The organism is Azospirillum isscasi (genome assembly GCF_030849505.1).
GTDB lineage: Bacteria > Pseudomonadota > Alphaproteobacteria > Azospirillales > Azospirillaceae > Azospirillum > Azospirillum isscasi.
The window spans coordinates 38,942-60,957 of the sequence record NZ_JAUJFI010000012.1; the positions used below are offsets into that span (position 1 = coordinate 38,942).

Here is a 22,016-nt window from a genome sequence, read left to right on the forward strand (position 1 = left end):
GCACGCATGCTGGAGCATGGTAATCCGCCTGTATCGCCGGGACGCATTGGAATCTCTCGCATGGTCTCGCCTGACACGGTCCAGAATGCCTTCATCCGCTGCCTGGACGACGCCCTGATCAAGGATGAGCCCTATCGCCATTGGCTGCTGTCGCGCGCGCTTCCGGAGGAGGCCGCGGAGGGCATCGCCGGCCTGCCCTGGGCGCCGCCGCCCGTCGGCGACACCCAGGGCAAGCGGGACACCAACAACGCCACGCGCAGCTATTTCAGCGTCCGGAGCCGTGCCGAGCACGCCGTCTGCGATGCGGTCGCCGGGGCGTTCCAGGGGCGGGCGGTGACACAGGCCATCCGGCGCGCCTGCGGCGTCGATCTGTCCGGCAGCTCGCTGCGCATCGAATACTGCCAGGACACCGACGGCTTCTGGCTGGAGCCGCACACGGACATCGGCGTCAAGAAGTTCACGATGCTGATCTACCTGTCGAAGGGGCCGGACTGCGCCGACTGGGGCACCGACGTGCTGAACGCTTCCCGCACCGTGGTCGCCCGCGCGCCCTTCGCCTTCAACGGCGGACTGGTCTTCATCCCCGGAACGGACACCTGGCACGGCTTCGCGCCGCGCCCGATCCGGGGGGTGCGCAAGTCGATCATCGTGAATTATGTCGGCCCGGAATGGCGCGCCCGCCACGAGCTGGCCTTTCCCGACACGCCCGTGGCGTGAGATGCCGCCGTCTGGAGACCGCCCCATGCCCACCTCCATGCTGGATCTGGACCGCTTCCGGACCACCCCGCTGCAACGCGAGCCGTTCGACTTCCTCTGCGTCCCCGGCTTCGTGAAGCGGGAGCATCTGGAGGCCCTGCACCGCGACTATCCCAAGGTGGACAAGCCCGGTTCCATTCCCCTGGGCGTCTTCCCGCAGGGGCCGGCCTTCGATTCCCTGATCGCGGAGCTGCGCGGCGAGGCGGTCTGCCGCGCCTTTTCCGAAAAGTTCGGGCTGGACCTGTCGCGCTACCCGACCATGTTCACCGCCCGCGGCATGTGCCGGGCGACGGACGGCAAGATCCACCCCGATTCGGCCAGCAAGATCGTCACCGTCCTGATCTACATGAACCCGCCCTGGGAGGCGGCGGGGGGCCGCCTGCGCGTTCTGCGCAGCCCCGACCTGGAGGACTACGCCGCCGAGGTGCCGCCGGACGAGGGCACGCTGCTGTGCTTCCGCCGCTCCGACACCTCCTGGCACGGGCACCATTCCTTCGAGGGCCGGCGCCGGGCGGTGCAGATGAACTGGGTGCGGAACAGCGTCTACATCTGGCACGAACAGTGGCGCCACCGCATCGGCGCCTGGGTGAAGAACCGGACGGGCACCGCGTCTTCGGGATACTGATGCCGGTCGCGCGCTTCCTTCCCGGAGGCCGGCATGAACCACGGAGACACGGAGACACAGAGGGCGAGGCGCTTCTCCCTCTGTGTCTCCGTGTCTCCGTGGTGAAGAATCGGGCAATCGCCGAAGCTTCTCCATGATGGGCGGGCATGGCAGGCTTTCCGGTGACAGCGCGTCGGATCTGGACCATATGTTCGGCGCGGCCCTATGGTCCGCGTCAGACGAGATCGTGACGGACAAAGCGATGCCCAGCACCCACCACACCAAGGTTCTCATCATCGGCGCCGGCCCCGCCGGCTACACCGCGGCCATCTACGCGGCGCGCGCCAACCTGCAGCCGCTGATGGTGCAGGGGATGCAGCCGGGCGGCCAGCTCATGATCACCACCGACGTGGAGAACTATCCCGGCTTTGCCGACCCCATCCAGGGTCCGTGGCTGATGGAGCAGATGCAGAAGCAGGCGGAGCATGTCGGGACCAAGATGGTCTTCGACCTGATCACCGACGTCGATTTCACGCAGCGTCCCTTCGTCTGCAAGGGCGACTCGGGCGACACCTACACCGCCGACAGCGTCATCATCGCGACCGGCGCGCAGGCCCGCTGGCTGGGCATCCCCAGCGAGGAGGTCTACCGCGGCTTCGGCGTGTCGGCCTGCGCGACCTGCGACGGCTTCTTCTTCCGCGGCAAGGAGATCGCCGTGGTCGGCGGCGGCAACTCCGCCGTGGAGGAGGCGCTGTACCTGACCAACCACGCTTCCAAGGTGACGGTCATCCACCGCCGCGACGGCTTCCGCGCCGAACGGATCATGCAGGACCGGCTGTTCCGCAACCCGAAGATCGAGGTGGTCTGGGACAGCGTGGTCGAGGAGATCGTCGGCGAGGGCGACGGCTCCCTGGGCAACCCGCGCGGCGTCACCGGCGTGCGCGTGAAGAACGTGAAGTCGGGCGAGGAGCGGGTGATCCCCGTGGCCGGCGTCTTCGTCGCCATCGGGCACGAGCCGGCCACCGCCGTCTTCAAGGGCAAGGTGGAGACCGACGCGGAGGGCTACATCGTCACCGCCCCCGATTCGACCGCCACCAACGTGCCGGGCGTCTTCGCCGCGGGCGACGTGAAGGACAAGGTGTACCGGCAGGCCGTCACCGCCGCCGGCATGGGCTGCATGGCCGCCCTGGAGGCCGAGCGCTGGCTGGCCCACCATGAAGGCGAGCCGAGCCCCGCGGGCAACTGGTAAGACGCGGAAGGGGGCCGGGCGGCCGGTCCCCTCTCAGCGCCGGTTCATCAGCCCGTCCACGCTGAACCGCCCGGCCCCGGCGGCGATCAGCGCCAGGAAGCCGCCGATGATGGCGAGGTTCTTCATGAACTGGATGCGCTGCATCCCCTGGGCCTCCGGCGGGTAGGTCCAGTAGCGGTGGGCGATCAGCGTCGCCATGACGGTGAAGGCGATCACCGCCGCCGCGGCCAGCCGCGTCCAGGCCCCCAACACGACGGCCAGCCCGCCGAAACACTCCACCGCGCCGCCCGCCGCGGCCAGCAGCATCGGCATGGGCAGCCCCTGCCCCGCCAGACTCTCGGCGAAACCGCCGAGATTCATCAGCTTGCCGAAGCCGCTCTCCACGAAGATCGCCCCGATCAGCAGCCTTGCCGCCAGCAGCAGCATGTCCTGACCGCCCGCCGCCGCGCGGTCCGCCCCGCTCGTCCTGTCGAAATTGTAGGAGGCCATGGCGCCCTCTCCCGTGTCCTTCGGACATTCCGGAAAGAACATGTGTCCCTGCCCGCTTGTTTCAGGCCGCCCCAAAAGGACGGGGCGCCGCCCCGAAGGACGGCGCCCCGCCGAACCGCAAGCTCGATCGCAGGCCGCCGGGCGGCGCCTACTCCAGCATGGAGCGCAGCATCCAGGCGGTCTTCTCATGGATCTGCAGGCGCTGGGTCAGCAGGTCGGCGGTCGGCTGGTCGTTGGCCTGCTCGGCGGTCGGGAAGACCTTCCGGGCGGTGCGGGCGACCGTCTCGTGCCCCTCGACGAGCTGGCGCAGCATCTCCTGCGCGGTCGGCACACCCTGTTCCTCCTTGATGGAGGCGAGCTTGGTGAACTGCGAGAAGCTGCCCGGCGCCGGATAGCCGAGCGCGCGGATGCGCTCCGCCACCTCGTCCAGGGCGGTCCACAGCTCCGTGTACTGGGTCATGAACATGGTGTGGAGCGTGTTGAACATCGGACCCGTGACGTTCCAATGGAAGGAATGCGTCTTCAGGTACAGGGCGAAGGTGTCGGCGAGCACGTGGCTCAGGCCCTCGGCGATGGCCTTCCGGTCGGCTTCCGCGATCCCGATGTCGATCTGCATGGTTTCTCAATCCTCCGACGGGTTGTCTTCCATTGTTGGCTGCAGGTGAGGCTACGCCCAGTTGCGGCCCGGGTAAAGACCCTACTTTAGAAGTGTTCTAAAAAAGCAGCCCTGCGCATCCCGCATGCCCCGGCGTGCGGGATGGCCATTTTGATACGCTTGCCCGACAAGCTTGGGCGCCCGGGGTGCGGATCAAGATGTGCGCCGCAACAGCGTCCGCATCAAGCGCGCGGAACCGGCGCGCCGTGCGGACTCACCGATAGATGCCCACATAGGCGACGAGTTCCTGCCCCGGCACGCGCTTCAGGAAGGTGACCTTCGGCTCGATCCGGTTGCTGGCCGGATTCAGCCAGCGGTATTCCACCCAGCCTTCGCCCGAGTCCCGCGCGACCGAGAGGATGTCGCGGACGATGTCCCGCCCGTCCGGGTCCTTCACGTTGATCACGCTCATCCCGACTCCGGCGGGCCGGGGCGGATAGACCTTCCACACCCCGGCGAAGTCGATGACGTTGACGTAGATCTCGCCGTACTTGAACTCGCCGTCGCGGTTGAACTCCTCCGCCGCGGCGTCCAGCCCCTTGGCGACGATCAGGTCGACCGCCTTCAGCGTGATCTCGCGGGCCTGCACCTGCATCGGCTTGTTCATCTGGGCGCCGGCGCCCGCCGGATGGACCGTCGCGAACAGGGCGGCGGCCAGGAGGACCCACAGGGACCGGGCCGGCAGCAATCGGACGACGGCGCGCATGGCAAACCCCCCAGACCGGCCAATGCCGGGACATGACGTTGGAACGAGGACGCCGATCGGTTCGCCCACTTCGGTTCGCCCACTTTCGAAAGGCCCACTTTCGAAAGAAAGCCCGCGTCCGGCAATGCGGTATCCTGCGGCCTATTGCCGCAAAGACCGGGTCGCGCCACACTGTCCCCGACGTCCGGAACCGTGAAGGCGTGCCCAGCCTCCGCCGATCCCTCGGCCCCATTCAACGGAGCGCGCCGGCCCGGACCGCATTTGGGAGGAACATCGCATGCGCATCGCAATCATGGGGGCGGGCGCGGTCGGCGGCTATTTCGGCGCGCGGCTTGCGGCAGCCGGCGGGACCGAAGTGCATTTCATCGCCCGCGGCCCGCATCTGGAGGCCATCCGCCGCGACGGCCTGCGCATCGAGAGCGAAGCGGCCCCCCTGCACCTGACCGGCGTCCGGGCCACCGACGACCCGGCGGAGGTCGGGCCGGTGGACCTCGTGCTGTTCGCGGTCAAGCTGTGGGACACCGACCGGGCCGCGGAAGCCTGCCGCCCCCTGGTGAAGCCCGGCACGGTGGTGGTCACCGTCCAGAACGGCGTCACCGGGCTCGACACGCTGTGCCGGATCCTGGGGCGGGAGCATGTGGCGGGCGGAGTCGCCCACATCGGCGCCACCATCGCCGCCCCCGGCGTGATCCGCCACACCGGCACGCTGGCCCGCCTGACCTATGGGGAACTGGACGGGCGCCCCTCCCCCCGGCTGACCGCCTTCCACGCGCTGGCCGAGGCGGCCGGGTTCGAGGCGGTGCTGTCCGCGGCGATCCTGCGCGCGCTGTGGGAGAAGTTCGCCTTCCTGGCCCCCTTCAGCGGGATCACCGCCCTGACCCGCCAGCCCGCCGGGGTGATCCGCCGCGTGCCGGAAACCCGCGCGCTGTTCCTGGACGCGGTGGCGGAGGTCGCCCGGCTGGCCCGCGCCCGCGACGTCGATCTGGGCAGCGGCATCGTGGGCCGCGTCGAGGCCCTGCTGGACAGCCTGCCGCCCGCCATGACCTCCTCCATGCTGAACGACCTGACGCGCGGCGGGCGGCTGGAGCTGCCCTGGCTGTCCGGGGCGGCGGTCCAGCTCGGATCGGAGCTGGGGGTGCCGACGCCCGCCCATCGGGTGGTCGCGGCGGCCCTGGCGCCCTACGCCGACGGACCGCCGTAAGGAGAGACACCCCGACCGGGGGCGGCGTGACGTCATGCCGCCCCTTTTTTCCATCGACAGGTCCCCCGCCGCGGGTGGACCATGACGTTGAAAAGGCACCGTTTTCGAGACACCGGACCAGTCCGGCACCCTGCAGGGCCACCCGCGCCGCCGATGCGTCCGGCAGCAGCGTCCCACCAAGGCCCACCCAGGCCACCCGGCGTTCCGGCACATGCCCATACGGGACGAAGCCAATCGGCCCCAAGCCAACCGGGAGGTGTGCATGCCCCATACTCAGATCCAGACGGCCCGCTGCGCCGCGCTGGTCGGCCCCTATCTCAGCGGCAAGACGTCGCTGCTGGAAAGCCTGCTGTCGGCCGCCGGGGCCACCACCCGCAAGGGCAGCGTCCGCGACGGCAACACGGTCGGCGACAGCTCCCCCGAAGCCAAGGCCCGGCAGATGAGCGTGGAGGTCAACGTCGCCTCCTTCGACTTCCTGGGCGAGCGCTGGACGGTGCTCGACTGCCCCGGCTCGGTGGAGCTGGTCTGCGAGACCCAGAACGCCCTGATGGTGGCCGATCTCGCCGTGATCGTGGCGGAGGCGGCGCCGGAAAAGGCCGTGCTGCTCGCCCCCCTGTTCAAGTTCCTGGACGACAACCGCATCCCCCACCTGCTGTTCATCAACAAGGTGGACAGCCTGGGCGACCTGCGGGTGCGCGACGTGGTGCAGGCCTATCAGGCGGTGTCGGCGCGCAAGCTGGTGCTGCGCGAGGTGCCGATCCGCGAGGGCGGGAAGATCACCGGCTTCGTCGATCTGGTCAGCGAGCGCGCCTGGCACTTCAACCCGCACAAGCCGTCCAACCTCGTCCAGATCCCCGACAGCCTGAAGGACCGCGAGCACGAGGCCCGGCAGGAGATGCTGGAGGCCGTGGCCGACTATGACGACGCCCTGCTGGAAAAGCTGCTGGAGGACGTCGCCCCCGACACGCAGGAGGTCTACGACCGGCTGGCCAGCGAGCTGGCGGACGACCTGATCGTCCCGGTCTTCTTCGGCTCGGCGGAGAACGACAACGGCATCCGCCGCCTGCTGAAGGCGCTGCGCCACGAGGGGCCGGAGGTCGCCACTTCGGCGGAGCGCGCCGGCATCCCCGGCGACGCCGCGGTGGCCGCCCAGGTCTTCAAGACGCTGAACGGCTCGCACGCCGGCAAGATCAGCCTCGCGCGGGTCTGGCGGGGCACCGTGAGCGACGGCATGACGCTCGGCGGGGAGCGGGTGTCCGGCGTCTTCCGCATGATCGGCCACAACCAGGAAAAGCTGTCCCAGGCGGCGGCGGGCGAGGTGGTGGCGCTCGGCCGGCTGGACAAGGCGGCGACCGGCGATCTGCTGACCGACAAGGGCAACGCGGGCCGGGCCGGGCTGTGGCCGGAGTTGCCGCCGCCCGTCTTCGGCCTCGCCCTGCACGCCCAGAACCGCAACGACGAGGTGAAGCTGACCGCCGCCATCCAGAAGCTGGTGGAGGAGGACCCCGCCCTGCGTCTGGACCAGTCCGCCGACACCGGCGAACTGGTGCTGTGGGGCCAGGGCGACATCCATCTCCAGATCGCCATGGACCGGCTGCGCCACAAGTTCAACGTGTCCGTCAAGGGCGTGCCGCCGCAGGTGCCCTACCGTGAATCGATCCGCAAGGGCACGTCCCACCACGCCCGCTACAAGCGGCAGACCGGCGGCCACGGCCAGTTCGCCGACATCCATGTGGAGGTCAGGCCGCTGCCCCGCGGCGCCGGATTCCAGTTCGAGGACGGCATCGTCGGCGGCGTCGTGCCGCGCCAGTTCATCCCGGCGGTGGAGAGCGGCGTGCGCGACTATGCGGCGCGCGGGCCGCTGGGCTTCCCCGTGGTGGATTTCGCGGTGAAGCTGACCGGCGGGCAGTTCCACGCCGTGGACAGCTCCGAAATGGCCTTCAAGACGGTGGCGCGGCAGGCGATGACCGAGGCGCTTCCCGCCTGCGACCCGGTGCTGCTGGAGCCGATCCTGACCGTCTCCATCGCCGTGCCCAGCGACTTCACGTCGAAGGTGCAGCGTTTGGTCAGCGGGCGGCGCGGGCAGATCCTGGGCTACGACGCGCGCCCCGGCTGGCAGGGCTGGGACGAGGTGAAGGCCTATCTGCCGCAGGCGGAGATCCACGACCTGATCGTGGAGCTGCGGTCGCTGTCGCTGGGCGTCGGCACCTTCACCTGGAGCTTCGAACGGTTGCAGGAGCTGACCGGCAAGGCCGCCGACAAGGCGGTGGAGATCCGCAAGGAGGCCCTGGCGGCGCAGTGACATGTGGGCACCCTCTCCCCTCCGGGGAGAGGGTGCCCGTTTCCAGCCGAATTCCGCCGATCCGACCTGTCCACGGTCCCTCCGCGTCCCCACCTGTCACCCGACCGGAAAAAACGCACACGAAAGGAGTGACCCGCCATGGATGCGCGAAAGCACCCCGCCGGCCGGCACCCGGCATCCTTCATCAGAGACTTCATGCGCAGCGAGGCGTCGGGCGGCATCCTGCTGATGGCCGCGGCGGCGCTGGCCCTGGTGGTGGCCAACTCCCCCCTGTCCGGGGCCTATTTCGACACGCTGCACAGCTACGTGCTCGGGCTCAGCGTCGGGCATTGGGTCAACGACGGCCTGATGGCGGTCTTTTTCCTGCTGGTCGGGCTGGAGATCAAGCGGGAGATGCTGGACGGACAGCTCTCCACATGGCCGCGCCGCATCCTGCCGGGAATCGCCGCGGCGGGCGGCATGCTGGTGCCGGCCCTGGTCTATCTCGCCTTCAACGGCGCCGACCCGGTGATGGCCCGCGGCTGGGCCATTCCGGCGGCGACCGACATCGCCTTCGCGCTCGGCGTGCTGTCGCTGCTGGGGCCGCGGGTTCCGGTCTCGCTGAAGATCTTCCTGACGGCGCTGGCGATCATCGACGACCTGGGCGCCGTCGTCATCATCGCCCTGTTCTACACCGCGGATCTGTCCCTGCCCGCGCTCGGCGTGGCGGCGCTGATCCTGGCGGCGCTGATCGGCCTGAACCGGTCGGGCGTGCGGACGCTGTGGCCCTATCTGGTGCTCGGCGCCGGGCTGTGGGGCGCGGTGCTGCTGTCCGGCGTGCACGCGACGCTGGCCGGCGTGACGCTGGCGCTGACCGTCCCGCTGCGCCCCGCCGCCGGCCGGCCGGAGGACGCACAGCCGCCGCTGCTGCGGCTGGAGCATGCCATCCATCCCTGGGTGGCCTTCCTGATCGTCCCGGTCTTCGGCTTCGCCAACGCGGGCGTGTCCTTCGCCGGGATGGACGCATCGATCCTGACCGGCACGCTGCCGCTGGGGATCGCGCTCGGGCTGTTCGCCGGCAAGATGGTGGGCGTGTTCGGAACCGCGTGGCTGACCATCCGGCTGGGTTTCGCCGACATGCCGGCGGGCGCCGGCACCGCGCAGCTCTATGGTGTCGCCCTGCTGTGCGGCATCGGCTTCACCATGAGCCTGTTCATCGGGGCGCTGGCCTTTCCGACCTCGCCGGAGCTGGGCGACGCGGTGAAGGTGGGCGTCTTCGCGGGCTCGATCCTGTCCGCGACGGCGGGGGCCGTGGTGCTGCGGCTGGTGCCGGCGAAAACCGCCGGCCCGGCCCTGCACGCCGCGGAGGCCGACCGCGGCGCGTGACGAAGCCGTGCACAAAAAGAAAAAGGGGGCCTTTCGGCCCCCTTTCCTTTTCCGCGTCGGCGCGCCGGATCAGTCCTTCAGGTTGCCGCAGGCGCGCTGGATGCGCTTGCACGCCTCCTCCAGCGCCTCGGTGCTGGTGGCGTAGGAGATGCGGAAGTGCGGGGCGAGGCCGAAGGCCGAACCCTGGACGACCGCCACACCTTCCGACTCCAGCAGGTAGGTGACGAAATCCTCGTCGGTCTCGATCACCTTGCCGTCCGGGGTCTTCTTGCCGATGGTGCCGGCGCAGGACGGATAGACGTAGAAGGCGCCTTCCGGCTTCGGGCAGGAGATGCCGGTGGCCTGGTTCAGCATCGACACCACCAGATCGCGGCGCTGGCTGAACACCGCCGCACGCTCCTTGATGAAGTCCTGCGGACCGTTCAGCGCCTCGACGGCGGCGGCCTGGGCGATCGAGGTCGGGTTGGAGGTCGACTGGCTCTGGATCACGCCCATCGCCTTGATCAGCGCCTTCGGGCCGCCGGCGTAGCCGATGCGCCAGCCGGTCATGGCGTAGGACTTCGACACGCCGTTGACGGTCAGCGTGCGGTCGTACAGCGCCGGCTCGACCTGGGCCGGGGTCACGAACTCGATGCCGTCATAGAGCAGGTGCTCGTACATGTCGTCGGTCATGACCCAGACATGCGGGTGCTTCACCAGCACGTCGGTCAGGGCCTTCATCTCGTCGCGCGTGTAGGCGGCGCCCGACGGGTTCGACGGGGAGTTCAGGATCAGCCACTTGGTCTTCGGCGTGATCGCCTTCTCCAGGTCGGCGGGCTGCAGCTTGAAGCCCTGCTCGGCTGGGCAGGAGACGAACACTGGCGTGCCTTCCGCCAGTTCCACCATGTCCGGGTAGGACACCCAGTAGGGGGCCGGGATGATGACCTCGTCGCCGGGGTTCAGCGTCGCCATCAGGGCGTTGTACAGCACCTGCTTGCCGCCGACGCCGACCGTGATCTGGTCGGGGGCGTACTTCAGGCCGTTCTCGCGCTCGAACTTGGCGCAGATCGCCTTCTTCAGCGCGGGCGTGCCGTCCACGGCGGTGTACTTGGTGTCGCCGGCCTGGATGGCCTTGATGGCGGCGTCCTTGATGTTGTCGGGGGTGTCGAAGTCCGGCTCGCCGGCACCGAGGCCGATGACGTCGCGACCGGCCGCCGCAAGCTCGCGGGCTTTCTGGGTGACGGCGATGGTCGGCGAGGGCTTGATGCGCGACAGACGGGACGCGATGATCGACATGGCGTACTGGCCCCTATGACGAAGGTGGCGGAAGGTTGGGGTGAGGAAACTGGTATGTCCGCGCGAACGCGACGCGGGACCTTACTTCCGCCTTATTGCTCTTGCAAGCCGATCACTCCCTGGGCGGAACGGTTTCCCGGCAGGCGGATGGACAGCCCGCCCCCGCGCCTGGTTGCTGCACCGCACAGGCCCGGCTTGACAGGCCGCGCAACGAAAGGGGTATCTTACCTCTTTCTAATCAACCACACCTTCCGGAGGACCTGCATGCTCACCCGCGTCACTCTGGCCGCCACGGCCGCCCTGCTCCTCGTCGGCGGCACGGCCATGGCCCAGGATTCGATCAAGGCGCGCAAGGACGGTTTCGAGTCCAGCAAGAAGGCGATGGCCGAAATCAAGGACCTGCTGGGGAGCGACAAGGTCGCCCAGGTCGGCCCGGTCGCCCAGCGCATGGGCGCCTTCGCGGCCCAGATCCCGGTCCTGTTCCCGGCGGGCAGCGACAAGGGCGACACCAAGGCCAAGGCCGACATCTGGGCGAACAACGCCGACTTCGCCGCCAAGGCCCAGGCCTTCGAGGCCGCCGCCAAGGGTCTGGAGACCGCCGCCGCTTCCGGCGACAAGGCGGCGACCGCCAAGCAGTTCGCCGCCGTGGGCGGCGCCTGCAAGGCCTGCCACGAGCGCTACCGCGCCGACTGATCCGGCTTGCGCAAGGTTCCATCCCCGCCCTGGCGCGGGGATGGAACGGCGCGGGACCATCCGATCCTCAGCCCGCCTGCACCACCGCCGCCACCAGACCCGCCGCCGCCGCCAGCACCGCCAGGGCCAGCGCCGCCGGACGGCGCTTCGGCGACTCGACCGGCGCATCCGCCGGGATCGCCTTCCGCCCCGTGACCATCGGGCGGATCAGATTGTCCCGCTTCACCAGAAGATAGGCCAGCACGGCCAGCACATGCACGCCGATCAGGATCAGGATTCCGTCGGCCAGGATGCGGTGCAGGGTGCTGAAGCCCGCCACCACGGCCCCCGGCGTCTGGGCCACCAGCGGCCCGTCCACCAGGATGTCGTCGGAGGTGAAGAGGCCGCCGACCGCCTGGAGCGTCAAGGCCCCCAGCAGCGCCAGCACCATCAGCCCGCCCATGGGGTTGTGCCCCAGCACCGGCTCTTCCGCCGTGCCACCGCGCCCGCCGCGAAGCATCCCGGCGGCGTAAGCCAGGACCGCGCGCGGCCCCTTCACGAAGTCGCTGAAACGCGCCGTCTGGCTGCCGATCAGCCCCCAGACGAGCCGGAACAGCAGAAGCGCCAGGATCGCCTCCCCGGCCAGCATGTGGATGGTCATCCGGTCGGTCTTGGCGGAGATCACCGCAACCGCCACCAGAAGGACCAGGCTCCAATGAAACAGGCGCGTCGGCAAGTCCCAGACGGCCACGTCGCGCCGGGCCTTCGTCCGATTTGTGGTATTACCAGCAACCATGAATCACCCCTCGCTTCTCTTGTTCTTCCTTAGACTATGCCCCAAGGCGGCGCCTTTTGCCCGCATTTCCGAAAAAAAGTGACAAACCGGCGGGGTCTTTGCGTCACAGCACTGTCATTGCACTTGAAGAGACAGGGGCACGACGGATATGACGTACTCTAAATCCAGCCCAACAAGGATGCCCGCGTCATGCCCGACAAGCAGCTTCTCCACCTCGTGTTCGGCGGCGAACTCGTCCGCCCCGATTCCGACCAGTTCGTGGACCCGACGAAGGTCCACATCGTGGGCATTTTCCCCAGCTATGACGACGCGTACAAGGCGTGGCGCGGCGCGACCGGGGCGACCATCGACGACGCGCACACCCGTTACTTCATCGTGCACCTGCACCGCCTGCTGGACCCGTCGGTGGACGGCCACAAGCACGACTGACGGACCGCCGCGGCGCCGGTGCGGGGAACCCTCCGCGCCGGCGTTGCGTTGAGGACCCCCGATGGCGGTCTTCTTCACCAGCGACACGCATTTCGGCCATGCCGGCGCGATCAGCCGCTTCCGCCGCCCCTTCGCGTCGGTGGCGGCGATGGACGAGGCCATGGCGGCCAACTGGAACGTCACGGTCGGCCCGGACGACGAGGTCTGGCACCTCGGGGACTTCGCCCTGCACCGCAAGGCGGACGCGATGGCGGCGCTTTTGGAGCGCCTGCACGGCACCAAGCATCTCATCACCGGCAACAACGACGGCCCCGACACCCGGACCCTGCCCGGCTGGGCAAGCGTGCAGCCCTATGCGGAACTTCTGCTGGACGAGTGGCGGCTGGTCCTGTGCCACTACGCCTTCCGCACCTGGAACGGCATGTACAAAGGGGCCTTGAACCTGCACGGCCACAGCCACGGCCAGTTGAAGGGGATGACCCGGCAATTCGACGTGGGCGTGGATGTGTGGAATTTCCGCCCCGTCACCGTCGATGAGATCCTGGCTTCACGGCAACGGACGAAGAAGCGGGAATAGTCCGCGCCCCCGCCACCTTCTCCACGGAAAGGCCGGCGCAGCCGGACCGGCGTGAAAATCGACCATGAAGGCGGCTTCCCACCGGCCCCAGGCCGGTGAGCGAGACCGGTGAGCGAGGCCGGCACCAACCGCTGTCCATCGCCGCGGCGGAGCCGGCGATGGAGCCCGTGGACCGATTCGGAACGCGCAATCTTCGATTGCTTTGTGCAACGCAACACCACCAGGGATCTTTGCCGCCAAATGCAGCACTTTGTTGCATTATGAAGAATTTCTGCAATCTTTGAGGGGAATGCCCATCGGATTGAATCGAAGAGGCATAATCCGTTAGTCAGAAATTTATAGGTAATCTATCTATTGCAAGGACCACCCTCCGGCGAGCGTCGCGGGCCGATTGCTCCGAGTGATGGAAACAACACGAGCACAAGGGCATCAGGCATGGACACGATCGACCTCACGGTTTCCACCGTCACCCTTTCCATGCTGCGCGCCGCGGACCCGGCTGCGAACGGCGGGCGCAAGGAGGTCGTGTTCGTCGACGGCGGCGTCACCGACTGGCAGACGCTCGTGGCCGGGGTGAAGGCCGGGGTCGAGGTCGTGCTTCTGAACGGTGCGGCGGACGGGCTGGCGCAGATGGCCGCCTGGGCGGCGGGCAAGTCGGGCTACGACGCCATCCATGTGCTGAGCCACGGCGCCGAGGGACAGGTCCGGCTTGGCATGTTCATTCTCGACACCGCCGCCGTTGCGGCGCGTTCGGACGATCTGGCGGCGCTGGGCGGCGCGCTGGCGGACGGGGGCGACCTGCTGCTGTACGGCTGCGACGTGGCGGGTGGAAACGGCGGGGCCTTCATCGCCGCCATGGCGGAGGCCACCGGGGCCGACGTCGCGGCCTCCACCGACCGGACGGGGAGCTTCGCCGCCGGCGGGAACTGGATTCTGGAAGCCCGGATCGGCAACCTGGAAGCGTCGTCCCTGGCGTTCCAGGATTATGCCTACGGGCTGGACATCATCTCCGGGACTTCCGGCGACGATTCGCTGACCGGCACCACCGGCAACGACAGCATTTCCGGGCTTGCCGGCAACGACACCCTGAATGGGGGCGACGGCAACGACACGCTCGTCGGCGGCGACGGAAACGACAGCATCGTCGGCGGCGTCGGCAACGACAGCATGAGCGGGGGCAACGGCGACGACACCCTGTACGGTGACGCAGGCAACGATACCCTGACCGGCGGCGACGGAAACGATCTCCTCTTCGGGGGAGACGGCAACGACACCTTGACCGGCGGCGCCGGGACCGACTCGGTGGTCGGTGGAGCGGGCAACGACATCCTCGCCTTCGCCAGCAGTTCCGATTACACCGCCAATGAAACCGTCGACGGCGGTTCGGGCAACGACCTCTTCCGGTTCTACAGCAGCACGGCCGGGGACAGCCTGACCCTCAACAGCAACCTGACGGACCCCGACAACACCATCAGCGTCAGAATATCGGGCAACGCGAGCGGCGCGAGCACCTCCATCGGGATGAAAATTGATGGGTCCGCCGTGACATTGTCGGGCGGCCTCGATATGGCCGGCAACAACGGAAACGACACGTTCATCGGGTCGGCCTACAGCGACACGCTCTCCGGCGCTGCGGGAAACGACTCCCTTGAGGGCGGGGCCGGCAACGATGTCTTCGGCATCAGCAACCCCACCGACTACACGAATGGCGACACCATCAACGGCGGCGCCGGAAACGACGTCATCCGGTTCTACGGCAACACGGACGGCGACACCCTCGTTCTCAACAGCAATGTGTTCGACAGCGACAACACCATCACCATCGACGCGTCGCTCAGTCTTTACGGCGGCGGCAGCAGCTATGCGCTGAACGTCGATGCGTCCGCCGTGACGCTGACCGGCGGCGTCACGATGATCGGTGCCAGCAACAGGGCCAACAGGCTGACCGGAACGGCCCAGAACGATTCGATCAACGGCGGCGCCGGGGGCAACAAAGTACTGGATGGCGGGGCCGGAAACGACACCATCACCGCCGGCAACGGCAACGACACCATCATCGGCGGGGCCGGGACCGACTCCCTCTCCGGCGGCGGCTTCAACGACACCTTCGGCATCGCCGCCGGTTCCCATCACACCGCCAATGAAACCATCGACGGCGGCACCGGCACGAACACCATCCGGTTCTACAGCCAGACGAACGGCGACACCCTCACCCTCAACAGCAATCTGGCCGCCGGCAACAACAAGTTCATCATCGAGGTTACGGGCGACATCGACGGCACAGCCAGCAGCGCTTCGGTGAACGTCGACGCGTCCGCCGTGACGCTGATCGGCGGCGTCACGATCGTCGGTAACGGCGGGAACAACGTGCTCACCGGAACGTCCCAGCAGGACTCGATCGCCGGCGGGGACGGCAACGACTCCATCAGCGGCGGGGCGGGCTTTGACACGTTGGACGGCGGGGCCGGAAACGACACGCTGATCGGCGGGGCCGGAAACGGCCGCCTGTATGGCGGCGACGGCAACGACAGCCTGGACGGCGGAGCCGCCAACGACACGCTGGACGGCGGGGCGGGCACCGACACCCTGACCGGCGGGACCGGCAACGACGTCTTCCTCGACCCGAACGGCGACACCATCACGGACTTCGGGGGCGGCGACATCATCCGGCTGACCGGCGGGGCCGCCCAGGGGCTCGACGCGAGCCGTCTCCAGTACGACAGCGTCGCCAAGACCCTGACGGTGGATTGGGACAAGAACGGCATCTTCGGCGGCGGCGGCGACCTCGTCATCGCCTTCGGCAACGCGCCCTCCGGAACCTTCCAGATCGCCGCCAACGGAACCGACGCCGACCTTACGGTCTCGCAGGGGCCGACCGTGACGGACGGCAACATTTCCATCAGCGGAGCGAGCGGCACGGGCGGCGCCTTCAAGACCGGCGACACCGTCACCGTCACCTGGAACAACACCGCGAACGGCGACAACAACGCCGGCACGATCACCGGTGCGACGGCGAACTTCAGCCAGTTCGGCGGCGGAACCGCGGTCGCCATGACCAACAACAACGGTGTCTGGACCGCCACCTACACCATCACCGCGGGCTCCATCGACGCCACCAGCCGCAACGTCTCGGTCACCGCAACGTCGGCGAACGGCAGCACGACCACAGCCGACACCAGCAACGCCACGGTGGACAACCAGGCACCGATCGTGACGCTTGGCAACATCGCGGGCCTGGCGACGCCGAGCGGTGCGAACAGCACGCTGCGCATCGGCGACACGGTCAGGGCGGTCTGGGACAATTCGGGAAGCGGGGACGCCAACACCGACACGCTGGCCAGCGTGACGGCGGACTTCAGCCAGTTCGGCGGCGGCAGCGCGGTCACCATGACGAACCAGAGCGGCGTCTGGTCGGCGACCTACACCATCGTCTCCGGCAGCATCGACACCACCAGCCGCAACGTGTCGATCACGGTGACCGACAACGCCGGCAACAGCGCGACACAGACCGACAACGCCAACCGCAAGGTGGACAATCAGGCGCCCACGGTGACGGCGGGGAACATCGCGATCTCCGGCGCGACCGGCACGGGCGGCGCCTTCAAGACCGGCGACACCGTCACCGCGACCTGGAACAACACGCTTGCCGGCGACAACAACACCGACACGCTGTCCGGCGTGACGATGGATTTCAGCCAGTTCGGCGGCGGCAGCGCGGTCGCCGCGACCAACAACAACGGCGTCTGGACCGCCACCCACACCATCACCGCCGGCTCCCTCGACGCCACGGGCCGCAACGTCTCGGTTTCCGCCACCGACAACGCCAGCAACAAGACCACGATGGCCGGCACCGCCAACGCCACGGTTGACAACCGGGCGCCCACGGTGACGGACGGCAACATCTCGATTTCCGGCGGAACGGGAACCGGCGGCGCCTACAAGATCGGCGACACCGTCACCATGACCTGGGACGACACGGTCGGCGGCGACAACAACACCGACACGCTCGCCAGCGTGACGGTGAACTTCAGCCAGTTCGGCGGCGGGGCGGCGGTCGCCGCGACCAACAGCAACGGCGTCTGGACCGCCACCCACACCATCACCGGCGCTCCCGGCAACACCACGAACCTGAACGTCTCGGTCACCGCCACCGACAACGCCGGCAACGCCACCACGGGAACCGACACCAGCAACGCCACGCTGGAGGTCGCCATGCCCACGGTGACGGACCCGAACATCGCGATCTCCGGCGCGACCGGCACGGGCGGCGCTTTCAAGACCGGCGACACCGTCACCGCGACCTGGAACAACACGCTTGCCGGCGACAACAACACCGACACGCTGTCCGGCGTGACGATGGATTTCAGCCAGTTCGGCGGCGGGGCGGCGGTCGCCGCGACCAACAACAACGGCGTCTGGACCGCCACCCACACCATCACCGCCGGCTCCGTCGACGCCACGGGCCGCAACGTTTCGGTCTCCGCCACGCTGGCGGGCGGCGGCACGAAGACGACGGCTGACACCACCAACGCCGTGGTGGACAATCAGGCCCCAACGGTGACGGATGGCAACATCGCGATTTCCGGCGGGACCGGAACCGGCGGTGCCTACAAGACCGGCGACACCGTCACCGCGACCTGGAACAACACGCTTGCCGGCGACAACAACACCGACACGCTGACCGGCGTGACGTTCGATCTTTCCGCCTTCGGCGGCGGTAGTGCCGTGGCGGGTGTCAACAACAACGGCGTCTGGACCGCCACCCACACCATCACCGCCGGTTCCATCGACGCGACGGGCCGCAACGTCGCGGTCACCGTCACCGACAACGCCGGCAACGCCACCACGCAAGGCGACACCACCAACGCCACGGTGGACAACCGGGTCCCCACGGTGACGGACGGCAACATCGCGATCTCCGGCGGCAGCGGGATCGGCGGCGCCTACAAGACCGGCGACACCCTCACCGCGACCTGGGACAACACCCTCACTGGGGATAACAACACCGATACGCTCACCAGCGTGACGTTCGACCTGTCCGCCTTCGGCGGCGGCAGTGCCGTGGCGGGTGTCAACAACAACGGCGTCTGGACCGTCACCCACACCATCACCGCCGGCTCCCTCGACGCCACGGGCCGCAACGTCGCGGTCACCGTCACCGACAACGCCGGCAACGCCACCACGCAAGGCGACACCACCAACGCCACGGTGGACAACCGAGCGCCCACGGTGACGGACGGCAACATCGCGATCTCCGGCGGCAGCGGGATCGGCGGTGCCTACAAGGCTGGCGACACCGTCACCATGACGTGGAACAACACGGTCGGCGGCGACAACAACACCGACACGCTGGCCGGCGTGACGGTGGACTTCAGCCAGTTCGGCGGCGGCAGCGCGGTCGCGGCGACCGACAACAACGGCGTCTGGACGGCCACCCACACCATCACCGCCGCTTCGCTCGAAGCCACCAACCGCAACCTGTCGGTGACCGCCACCGACAACGCCGGCAACAGCACCACGCGGGCGGACACCACCAACGCCACGGTGGACACCACGGCCCCGTCCGCGACGCTGACGCTGAGCGACGTCAATCTGGAAGACGCCGAGACCGCGACCCTCACCATCACCTTCACCGAGGCCCCGACGGGCTTCACGCTCGACGACCTGTCGGTGAACGACGCCGTGCTGTCCAACCTGAGGGTCCAGGCCGGCTCGAACGGGCTGGTCTACACGGCCACGCTCACGCCGCACCTGGATCGGGAAGTGACGGGCCGCACCGTCACGCTCGGCACCGGCTGGAGCGACGCGGCGGGCAACACGCCCGCGGCCCCGGTCTCCTCCCCCACCTTCTCCATCGATACGCTGGGCGCGGCCGGCATCACCGTGACCCCATCCGGACTGGTCACCAGCGAGGCCGGCGGCGCCGTCACCGTCTCCATCGTCCTATCCGCCCGTCCGCGCGGCGACGTGACCATCCCGCTGTCCGTCTCGCGGTCCGGCGAGGCGCAGCTTTCGGTGAGCAGCGTGACCTTCACCGCGGCGAACTGGGCCACGCCGCAGACCGTCACGGTCACCGGTCTGGACGACAGCGTCAACGACGGCGCCCAGGCGTACAACCTCGTGCTCGGCGCCGCCACCAGCACCGACAGCCGTTACTCCGGGCTCGATCCGGCCGATGTGGCGCTGAAAAACGCCGACAACGACCCGCCGGCCATCGCGCTCGCCACGGCCACCCGCGACGACAGCACCACCGGCGACCCCACCGCCCGGCTCACCGGCACCGCCGACGCCGGTTCGAAGGTGGAGGCGTGGCGCGACCTGGACAACGACGGCGTCCTCGACCCGGAGGACACGCTGCTGACCGCGGTCCAGCTCGGCGCCGGGGCGACGGCTTTCGCGATCGACGTGCCGCTGCCGCAAAACGCGCTGACCGACCTGATCCTGGTGGCGGTGGACGCCGACGGGCACCGCTCCGCGCCGCTCGACGTGACCCAGCGCTTCCGCACGGTGGAGACCGGCTCCAGCACCAACGTCACCAACGAGAGCCAGATCGACGCACACGGCAACGAGCAGGTGGACGTCGAGGCGGTGTCGGACCAGGCCGGAGCGTCCGCCGAGGTGGTGCTGACCGACCAGACCGAGGATGACGGCGAAGCCATGCTGACGGCCAGCGTATCGGCGGGCACGCGGCTGGTGGCCAGCGGTCCGGCGACGCAGCAGAGCAGCGGTGTGGCCGGCCAGACGCTCAGCGACAGTCTGCTGGCGCTCGCCACGGGCGCCGGCGAGGCCGAAAAGGCCGCGCTGCAGCGGATTGCCGCCCAGATGCCGGCGGCCACCGGCTCCCTCGGCTCCTCGACGCCGGTCACGGTGCGGCAGGTCGTGGTGACGGCCAGTTCCGGAGGGGCGACCACCGGCCCGGTCACCATCCGCGGCACGGCGGACCAGGGCGACGGCGTCGCGGCGGTCATCCTGGACACGCGCGGCGCCGCGGGCAGCACCGCGGTCAACCTGGACAACGTCTCCATCGCGGTCGTCCTGGGCGAGGCGCGGATCGGCGGCGGCGAGGGCAACAACGCGGCCTACGGCGACTCCAGCGCCCAGTACATGAAGATGGGGCCGGGCGACGACACCCTGTCGGGCGGGGCCGGCAACGACACCATCGCCTCCACCACCGGCAACGATCTGCTGTCCGGCGACGACGGCGACGATCTGGTGCACGGCGGCGAGGACAACGACACGGTGATCGGCGGGGCCGGCAACGACACGGTCGGCGGCGGCACCGGCAACGACTATGTGTTCGGCGGCAACGGCGACGACCTGCTGTTCGGCGAGGACGGCGACGACTGGGTGATCGGCGGCGAGGGCAACGACATCCTCTCCGGCGGGGCCGGCAACGACCTGCTGTTCGGCGAAGGCGGCAACGACGCCTTCTTCGGCGGAGACGGCGCCGACATCGCCTTCGGCCAGGAGGGCGACGACATCCTGTCGCTGGAGGCCGGCAACGACATCGCGGACGGCGGTGTGGGCAACGACACCCTGTTCGGTGGCGACGGCAACGACACCCTGTTCGGCGGCGAGGGGGCGGATCTTCTGTCGCTCGACGCCGGGGACGACATCGCGGACGGCGGGGCCGGCAACGACACTCTGTTCGGCGGTGCGGGCAACGACACGCTGTTCGGCGGAGCCGGTGCGGACCTGCTGGACGGCGGGGCCGGCAACGACCTGATCTTCCTGATCGACGGGGCCGACACCGCCTGGGGCGGGGCGGGGCGCGACGTCTTCGCGCTCGGCGCCGGGGGTGGCGGGTCGGTGGTGATGGACTTCACCGCAGGCACCGACCGGCTCGCCCTGACCGATGCCTCGATCAGCCTTGCCGGGGTGATCGCCTCGGCACGGGTCGTCGGCGGCAGCACGATGATTGATCTGCGGCCCGGCAGCAGCGTCACCATCCAGGGGCAGACGGGGAACGTCGCGCACTGGTTCGCCTGATCACGCGGGTGGGCGGTTTCCGCTTTCCGAAAACCGCCCACCCGTGAGCCAAGCCACACCTTCCACCCCGCGGGAGGCCCCCGAATCCGAGCCTCCGCCAAATCAGTGTTTCATCGTTCCGGGGGAAACTCACCTTACGGCACCCCCGTACCGGTGAATGGCCGGCGGCCCTGGACCTGCCACCGAAGGTCCGGGAGGCAATCTCTGTCGAGGTGGTTTCCCGGCTCGCCGCAGGGCAGCGCACGCACGTTGTCGCATGACGGGGAAATTGCAGCCCTGCCTTGGCTGGTGCCCGTCCGATAAGGCGTTACAGCCACCCGCGGACGCTTGATCGGAAGTGACAAGGCGCGGGGACGCCCAATGGCATAGGCCATCGTCATGTCGCCGGTGCAGGACGGCGAGGCGGGCGGCTCAATCTATGATCTGGACGTGCCCGACGATGAGTGCTTCGTCCAAGAGCCATTATCCATATCGTCAAGCCAAGTGTTTGGGCGCTTACGGTGACAGAGTCAGGGTTGCGGCGATGCTGGCGAGATAACCGACAACAAAGTTTGACAGGTTCCCGTTAGTTCCCATGGTGACCTCTCCTTTCTGGCCGCTGATTGCCAGCATTACCATCATAAGAATGAAGATCCCGCCGAGGAACGTTATAGGCGACACTGCGCAACCGGCTGACACTGACAGCACGGAGACTACTGTCCCCGTAAGCGTCCATTCATGATAAATGCACTCTTCAGAAATGAATTTCAAGTGAATCGTGCGGGGGCGCTGCTTTGCCCCTACTTTCTGGCTTTGCCCCACCACCTTCAGCTTTTTGAACAAGCGAAGCTTCCGACGCTTCGGCTGAACTAAAGCGAACGTCCGTTCGCTTTAGTGGTGCATCCGGCAAGATGAGGGAATTTTAGCGGCGCGAGCGGGTTGAAGGGGAAGTTCCCCTCCAAGGTGGCGTGC

Annotated in this window: 16 protein-coding genes; 10 read left to right on the forward strand and 6 right to left on the reverse strand. The window is 68.4% G+C overall.

Features of this window, described 5'->3' with window-relative positions; genetic code table 11:
- The first annotated feature begins 60 nt into the window (after nucleotides 1–60).
- The 3 genes from QSG27_RS04720 (at nucleotide 61) to trxB (ending at nucleotide 2,609) form a co-directional block, all read left to right on the forward strand.
- Nucleotides 61–717, forward strand: coding sequence for a 2OG-Fe(II) oxygenase (locus QSG27_RS04720; protein WP_306703980.1), 657 nt, complete (start codon nucleotides 61–63; stop codon nucleotides 715–717).
- A gap of 25 nt (nucleotides 718–742) precedes the next feature.
- Entirely contained in the window at nucleotides 743–1,381 is a 639-nt protein-coding gene (locus QSG27_RS04725; RefSeq protein ID WP_306703981.1) for a 2OG-Fe(II) oxygenase, read from the forward strand.
- A 241-nt stretch (nucleotides 1,382–1,622) separates the two neighbouring features.
- Nucleotides 1,623–2,609 (forward strand): thioredoxin-disulfide reductase, encoded by a 987-nt coding sequence (gene trxB / locus QSG27_RS04730; RefSeq protein WP_306703982.1) that lies wholly within the window; start codon nucleotides 1,623–1,625, stop codon nucleotides 2,607–2,609.
- Nucleotides 2,610–2,642: 33 nt separating this feature from the next.
- Here the strand turns inward: trxB and QSG27_RS04735 are convergent, their stop codons facing one another.
- The 3 genes from QSG27_RS04735 to QSG27_RS04745 all read right to left on the reverse strand — a co-directional run bounded on the left by QSG27_RS04735 (nucleotide 2,643) and on the right by QSG27_RS04745 (nucleotide 4,459).
- The gene (locus tag QSG27_RS04735) at nucleotides 2,643–3,098 is read right to left on the reverse strand and encodes a DoxX family protein (protein WP_306703983.1); all 456 of its coding nucleotides are present in this window, start codon (nucleotides 3,096–3,098) and stop codon (nucleotides 2,643–2,645) included.
- Between the two features lie 148 nt (nucleotides 3,099–3,246).
- Nucleotides 3,247–3,714, reverse strand: coding sequence for a Dps family protein (locus QSG27_RS04740; RefSeq protein ID WP_306703984.1), 468 nt, complete (start codon nucleotides 3,712–3,714; stop codon nucleotides 3,247–3,249).
- 253 nt (nucleotides 3,715–3,967) lie between these two features.
- The gene (locus QSG27_RS04745) at nucleotides 3,968–4,459 is read right to left on the reverse strand and encodes a cache domain-containing protein (RefSeq protein ID WP_306703985.1); all 492 of its coding nucleotides are present in this window, start codon (nucleotides 4,457–4,459) and stop codon (nucleotides 3,968–3,970) included.
- A gap of 277 nt (nucleotides 4,460–4,736) precedes the next feature.
- Here QSG27_RS04745 and QSG27_RS04750 point away from each other — a divergent pair, with 277 nt between their 5' ends.
- The 3 genes from QSG27_RS04750 (at nucleotide 4,737) to nhaA (ending at nucleotide 9,327) form a co-directional block, all read left to right on the forward strand.
- The gene (locus tag QSG27_RS04750) at nucleotides 4,737–5,660 is read left to right on the forward strand and encodes a ketopantoate reductase family protein (protein ID WP_306703986.1); all 924 of its coding nucleotides are present in this window, start codon (nucleotides 4,737–4,739) and stop codon (nucleotides 5,658–5,660) included.
- Between the two features lie 262 nt (nucleotides 5,661–5,922).
- Nucleotides 5,923–7,962, forward strand: coding sequence for an elongation factor G (locus QSG27_RS04755; protein WP_306703987.1), 2,040 nt, complete (start codon nucleotides 5,923–5,925; stop codon nucleotides 7,960–7,962).
- 138 nt (nucleotides 7,963–8,100) lie between these two features.
- The gene (nhaA, locus tag QSG27_RS04760) at nucleotides 8,101–9,327 is read left to right on the forward strand and encodes a Na+/H+ antiporter NhaA (RefSeq protein WP_306703988.1); all 1,227 of its coding nucleotides are present in this window, start codon (nucleotides 8,101–8,103) and stop codon (nucleotides 9,325–9,327) included.
- Nucleotides 9,328–9,396: 69 nt separating this feature from the next.
- On the opposite strand, the gene QSG27_RS04765 is transcribed toward nhaA, so the two are convergent.
- Nucleotides 9,397–10,602: an aspartate transaminase gene (locus QSG27_RS04765; RefSeq protein WP_306703989.1), complete on the reverse strand. Its 1,206-nt coding sequence runs from the start codon at nucleotides 10,600–10,602 to the stop codon at nucleotides 9,397–9,399.
- Between the two features lie 264 nt (nucleotides 10,603–10,866).
- Between QSG27_RS04765 and QSG27_RS04770 the strand changes: the two genes are divergently transcribed.
- Complete coding sequence (locus QSG27_RS04770) at nucleotides 10,867–11,295, forward strand: c-type cytochrome (RefSeq protein WP_306703990.1); 429 nt, start codon at nucleotides 10,867–10,869, stop codon at nucleotides 11,293–11,295.
- Nucleotides 11,296–11,362: 67 nt separating this feature from the next.
- On the opposite strand, the gene QSG27_RS04775 is transcribed toward QSG27_RS04770, so the two are convergent.
- On the reverse strand, nucleotides 11,363–12,070 hold the full coding sequence (locus QSG27_RS04775; protein ID WP_306703991.1) for a cytochrome b/b6 domain-containing protein: 708 nt from the start codon (nucleotides 12,068–12,070) through the stop codon (nucleotides 11,363–11,365).
- Between the two features lie 189 nt (nucleotides 12,071–12,259).
- Here QSG27_RS04775 and QSG27_RS04780 point away from each other — a divergent pair, with 189 nt between their 5' ends.
- From QSG27_RS04780 to QSG27_RS04790, 3 genes are all read left to right on the forward strand, one after another.
- Nucleotides 12,260–12,499: a DUF4170 domain-containing protein gene (locus tag QSG27_RS04780; protein ID WP_149469420.1), complete on the forward strand. Its 240-nt coding sequence runs from the start codon at nucleotides 12,260–12,262 to the stop codon at nucleotides 12,497–12,499.
- Nucleotides 12,500–12,560: 61 nt separating this feature from the next.
- The gene (locus QSG27_RS04785; protein ID WP_306703992.1) at nucleotides 12,561–13,076 is read left to right on the forward strand and encodes a metallophosphoesterase family protein; all 516 of its coding nucleotides are present in this window, start codon (nucleotides 12,561–12,563) and stop codon (nucleotides 13,074–13,076) included.
- 435 nt (nucleotides 13,077–13,511) lie between these two features.
- Nucleotides 13,512–21,065, forward strand: a complete 7,554-nt coding sequence (locus QSG27_RS04790; RefSeq protein ID WP_306703993.1) for a DUF4347 domain-containing protein — start codon at nucleotides 13,512–13,514, stop codon at nucleotides 21,063–21,065.
- 495 nt (nucleotides 21,066–21,560) lie between these two features.
- On the opposite strand, the gene QSG27_RS04795 is transcribed toward QSG27_RS04790, so the two are convergent.
- The gene (locus QSG27_RS04795; protein WP_306703994.1) at nucleotides 21,561–21,887 is read right to left on the reverse strand and encodes a hypothetical protein; all 327 of its coding nucleotides are present in this window, start codon (nucleotides 21,885–21,887) and stop codon (nucleotides 21,561–21,563) included.
- Nucleotides 21,888–22,016 lie beyond the last annotated feature (129 nt).